Below are 5194 nucleotides of genomic sequence, written 5' to 3'. Positions count from 1 at the left end.
AACATATGCCCCCGGTATCTGGTAGTATGATGCGCCGTAAATTGATCTCGTTGTGTTTCATCAAATGATGTAGGGTCTTGATGTGTTAGATCATCATAAAATGGTGGCTCTCCAATCGCCTCACGATAGGAGGGTGGCTGTGGATCATTTTGTACTGTTTGAGCATAAGTAGGTAGTTGTTCCGATGCATGAACTTGAAAGGTACTTAATACAGCAGGTTCTGTATTAATCCGTGTATTTAGCTCACTTAAGACACGAACCTCACGTTGAAGCTTTTGATATACATCAGGAGGTAACATAGAAGGTTTAACCATCTCGTTGATACGAACAAGCTCCGCTGCAAACTGATTAGTTAATTCCCTAACCCGAGCATGATCATCCGTCTGACTTAATTGAAGCCTATGTCCTTTTAAGTTTTTAATAGAATTATTAAATGCATTACGTTGTGTATCGTCAGAAAGCCCCTTTAGATCGCATTGTTTCAAACAATCAACTGAGGTACTCATCGATTGCTCTAAATCATCTTTGGCTATGCGCCTTGTTTCCTCTAAATGCGGTCTGATTTCTGCTAATTGTTGCTCGTGCTCTTCTTCGTTTCGAGTTAACTTCCCTTCATAAGCATGTATCGCATCCGATTCCTCGCGGTATATTTGAGCCAACTGCTCATGCTCTGGGTATTTTCTTAAGATAGCACCTAGTTGATGTTTAAATTTATCATCCACTCGTTTCGCTGCTTCTACTTTTTTTCTCAACGCCACAGGATCAATAGAGCTGTCAGGCTTATGAATTGGCATTCTTTGAACTTCTTCATATTCCTCTTTGTAGTCGTGGTGCAGCTTGGTTAAAGCCTCTTTGTCTTCAAGAGCAACCGAAGGATCGTTTTCGACAATGATAACTGCCCTGTTAATCCGCTCTATCCTGCCTTTATAGGCATTATTCAATATATCAATTTGTTTTAAATGAAAATCACTGTGTATTTCTTGTTCCAATTGAGTGTAATAACGGTATAAATCCATGTTAATCAGCGCTCTTTCTTCCTGGAATCGTTGCTCTCGCTCCCGCACCAATTGTTCTTGTTGCCGCCTGGTTAACAAAGACAATTGTTCTTGCTCGCTCAGAAGTAATTGCTGATTTTTTTCGGCTTCCTTTTCTTTCTCAATTTCATCAATTAAAGCTAATTGTTGGGCAAATAACTCTTTTTGCCAAAATATTTCGCGGATTAAATCAAAACGTTCAAGAAACACTAAATAGGCAAGATAATCATGTTCTGCAAGATATTTAATCGCACTAAGGGTTTCTGCTGAAAGTTGGAGTTGATCTTGGCGGTCAAAAATTCCAAGCATCCGTTTGAAGATAATAGCGCACGTTGTATTGGCAGGAATAAGAAGCTGCTTCGCAACTGCGGCATCAGGATCACGTTGAATCTTATTTAAGAGCTCTTCATGATTTATTGAATAAGCCATTTTAAAATACCAATCCTTTGAGACCTTGGTAAAAGTATAGGCTTATTTTTGTCTTTTTGTTTATTTTTAAATCTTTATGGCTGTATTTAGGTTATATAAGACCTTTTTTAGAACCCTCTATTTATCAATGCCCATGGCCTTTTTTGCTGCACCAATCCCACGAGAGAATCAATTTCCCTTGGTAATTAAGATACGACAAAGTCGCTTGGTGGTAACACTCTTATCTGAATTAGTTTTGACTTAATCTGACACAACTACTTGAAAAAGTGAGAGTTTCCGGTTTTGATAGAAGTGCGAACTTTAATCAAACCAAGAGAAAAACTCTCATGATGAATATGGTAACGGATTGAGTTTCTCATAATTACCCCTCCTCTTATCCATAATAATGCGAAACATAGCAATTCCATATCTTTTTTCTGGCGAGCGAAAATAAATATCTTTTAGTCAATAACAAACAATGCTATCATTTTATGATATCATTTAATTAGAGAGCTAATGAATAAGACTCACCAAAAAACACTGGAGGCTATTTTTAGAAAGCCTGTTCCAGCCTCGTTAGAATGGAGATCAATAGAGTCATTATTTCAGGCCGTTGGAGCAAAGATAATAGAAGGATCGGGATCAAGGGTTAGGTTTGAACTTAACGGGGTTATTGGTACATTCCATCGTCCACACCCGCACAAAGAAGCCAAGCCTTATCAGGTTCGTGATACGCGAACTTTCTTAGAGAAAGCAGGAGTAACGCCATGAATGCAATGAACTATAAAAATTATGTAGCTAAAATAGAGTACAGCGAAGACGATGATTGTTTTATAGGTCATATAGCTGGAATTAATGATGTTATTGGATTTCATGGTGATTCTGTTGCTGAATTACATGAAGCATTTAAAGAAGCAATAGACGATTATTTAGAAACATGTAAAAAAATAGGTAGAGAACCTCAAAAACCTTATTCAGGAAAAATCATGTTAAGAATCCCTCCAGAAATTCACGCCCGAGCAGCTATGAAAGCAGAAGCTCATGGAAAGAGCTTAAATTCTTGGGTAACACAATTATTATCCGAAGCTAATTAATACGAACTATAAACGAAGCTGCTGAAATATCAGACTTTAGTGCTAGACATATACAGGGTATGATTAAAAAGGGAAAACTTTCTGCAATAAGGACAGAAGGCGGAAATTATCTTATAGATAAATCTGTGTTTTACCGTGTTTTTCCTGATGTGCACAACAAGCGATCACATACGAACAATAATGATGACAGTACGCGAATAGGATTTTGTCGCAAAAAATAATAGACTAAGATAAAATCTGGATTTTTGCATAGGACTGATATTGCTCATCGGTTAAAAAATCAACAGGCATGCATATCCCATAAAACAATCTGGATAGGAAGAAGATAATTTGTTTTATTTCATCCTAAAAAATTGACTACTTATTTTGATTCGCGAATATTAACTTAAACTTGGTTACATAATCAACTTGAAAGATGCTTTAAAAGACGTTAATTTAGTAACCAGTTAAGTGACTATTTTTATTGATGCGATTCGATAATACTAGTCACATAACCGGTCGTTTATGTGACCACTAAAATATTAACCAAACCGAAAAATCTAAAGTTTTTAGGAACATTAAATGTTCGACTTGATCCTCAATAATCAAAAATCCCAGTTACAAACAGACACCATGCACCAGGAACTGGTTGAGATACAAAATCGTGTTTATAGTCCATTGAGGTTTAAGTACTCTCAACCAGCCATAGAGCCCGAAAGTGCTGAGTATTGTGCTTACAGTTTTGAATTGAATAATTTTTTCGTTCGATTTCGAGTCGCTAAAATCACACCCACAAAAATCGGACAATTTGTTACGCTATGGAAACGTTTTAAAAAAGGACCTATCAAACCCTATGATAATACTGACTCTGTAGATTTTTTTATTATTAACACTCGCAAAATCGTTTAGGACGAAATCTTCGGCATCTAGTTAATACCGTCCATGATTTAACTGCGAAAAATATTGGATTAAAAGTTCTTACCGCAGCTATTGATACAACGACCGCTGCTGGTAAATTGGTTTTTGGTATTTTTGCCGCGCTCTCTGAATTTGAACGCGAAATGATTAAGGAGCGCACCCTTGCAGGTATGGCATCAGCCCGTGCGCGGGGACGCAAAGGTGGACGTCCTTATAAAACGACCCAAGCAAAACTCAGACTTGCAATGGCTTCATTAGGACAACTTGAAACTAAAATCGGCCCTTTATGTGAAGAACTTGGAATTACCAAGCAAACTTTATATAGACATGTGTCCCCAACAGGTGAATTGCGCGCAGATGGTAAAAAATTACTTTGTATAATATGACAAAGGTCATTGAAATTTATCAATGAGTCAACAAAGACTAGATAGCTACCTTAGCTTGTGTACACAATTTTATGATTTAATCAGACCACAACCGCCATGCTTATGCATTTTATCGCACTTATGTGCTTAATGCTGATGGGATTGTTCTGGAACCTATGTGCGGCTCAGGTCGATTTTTACTTCCGTTACTTCAAGAAAATTTTAAAGTTATGGAATTTGATGCCAGTGAGCATATGCTTAGCGCCTTACATATCAAAGCAAAATTGCAGCATCTCAAACCAGAAGTATGGCAAGGATTTGTTGAGGATTTAAGTAGAATACAAAGATATAACCTGATTTTCATTCCCAGTGGCTCATTTGGACATATTATTAATTTTGACTCAGTAAAAAAATCACTGAAGATTTTTTATGATCATTTAAATAATGATGGGATTTTATTATTTGAAGCAGAAACATCAAAAATAGTATCTAACCAACTTGGCGTTTGGAGAGGCCTTGTATGCCATAAACCCGATAATAATTTAATCCTGGTCAATCGGCTAACAACTTACGAAGACAGTGTTTGTTATTCTATCGATAGATATAAGCTAGTAGATAAAGGGAAGATCGTACAAACCGAAGTTGAGGTATTCAATGTTCGACTTTATAATGATCCATTAATTTTAACTGATATGCTTAAAGAGGTGGGTTTCAGAGAAATCAGAATGATTAAGGCTTTTGATAGATCTATTAGCCCTGATAAAAGTGACTCTAGTATTGTGTACGAATGCAGGAAATAACAACGTTAAATCATGACCGTGATTTAAATAGCAAAATAATACATAAATTGACCTCCGCCCTGCCCTATCATGGTTCATTACATTAAAACCAGTGACACTACCAAGAACTTTTGCAATGCTTTATTGATATTTGTTGGCACGAGCAAGTCACCGCCTATGCGACCGCACTTTTTTGCCTTCATATCAGATCAATATACACCTGTTCGCATGACGGACTGGACGTGGCCGTATAAGGCCTGCAAGTTTGAAGTTTTTGTTTGACATAAGACTCCCAATAATGCGCGGGCGTCGGGCGCACCACCGCGTTCCGCAATCCAGGCGTGACACCTAGCATATCAACAGCAAAATCCACACCAAGCCCATCAAGTGAATTATTAGAAGCAACGACCGGAAAATCCCCAACGCTATATTTAAATTTATAGGACCTTGCAATATCCTGGCACTGATTCACCACATAGAATATACCCTCGGCCATCACACATCTATCAATGCCGGGCAAGCGTCTCATTTCAAAACCGATTAATTGCCGCCACACTAAGCGAATCTTGTCATAATTATTACCACTTTCTTGATATAAATTATCCCACTCACAGTCC

General features: G+C 37.4%; 6 protein-coding genes and 2 pseudogenes. 6 read left to right on the top strand and 2 right to left on the bottom strand.

Going from position 1 to position 5194, the window contains the following annotated elements:
• A partial coding sequence (locus WA877_RS01000) for a hypothetical protein (RefSeq protein ID WP_425169077.1) occupies window positions 1-1463 on the bottom strand: 1463 nt, incomplete at its 3' end.
• Window positions 1464-1958: 495 nt separating this feature from the next.
• Here WA877_RS01000 and WA877_RS00995 point away from each other — a divergent pair.
• The 6 genes and pseudogenes from WA877_RS00995 (at window position 1959) to WA877_RS00970 (ending at window position 4598) form a co-directional block, all read left to right on the top strand.
• Window positions 1959-2213, top strand: coding sequence for a type II toxin-antitoxin system HicA family toxin (locus WA877_RS00995; RefSeq protein ID WP_425169076.1), 255 nt, complete (start codon window positions 1959-1961; stop codon window positions 2211-2213).
• Window positions 2210-2536, top strand: coding sequence for a type II toxin-antitoxin system HicB family antitoxin (locus WA877_RS00990; protein WP_425169075.1), 327 nt, complete (start codon window positions 2210-2212; stop codon window positions 2534-2536). The genes WA877_RS00995 and WA877_RS00990 overlap by 4 nt, the downstream gene beginning before the upstream one ends.
• Entirely contained in the window at window positions 2536-2757 is a 222-nt protein-coding gene (locus tag WA877_RS00985; RefSeq protein ID WP_425169078.1) for a helix-turn-helix domain-containing protein, read from the top strand. Before WA877_RS00990 ends, WA877_RS00985 begins: the two co-directional genes overlap by 1 nt.
• A 340-nt stretch (window positions 2758-3097) precedes the next feature.
• The gene (locus WA877_RS00980) at window positions 3098-3424 is read left to right on the top strand and encodes a MepB family protein (RefSeq protein WP_425169074.1); all 327 of its coding nucleotides are present in this window, start codon (window positions 3098-3100) and stop codon (window positions 3422-3424) included.
• A pseudogene (locus WA877_RS00975) lies at window positions 3415-3819 on the top strand (recombinase family protein); the annotation flags it as partial. The gene WA877_RS00980 and the pseudogene WA877_RS00975, both read left to right, overlap by 10 nt.
• Window positions 3820-3941: 122 nt before the next feature.
• On the top strand, window positions 3942-4598 hold the full coding sequence (locus WA877_RS00970; protein WP_425169073.1) for a class I SAM-dependent methyltransferase: 657 nt from the start codon (window positions 3942-3944) through the stop codon (window positions 4596-4598).
• Between the two features lie 178 nt (window positions 4599-4776).
• Here WA877_RS00970 and WA877_RS00965 read toward each other — a convergent pair.
• A pseudogene (locus WA877_RS00965) lies at window positions 4777-5194 on the bottom strand (hypothetical protein); the annotation flags it as partial.

Source organism: Legionella sp. (assembly GCF_049790535.1).
Classification (GTDB): Bacteria; Pseudomonadota; Gammaproteobacteria; order Legionellales; family Legionellaceae; genus Legionella.
This window is presented reverse-complemented; position numbering and strand designations above follow the sequence as displayed.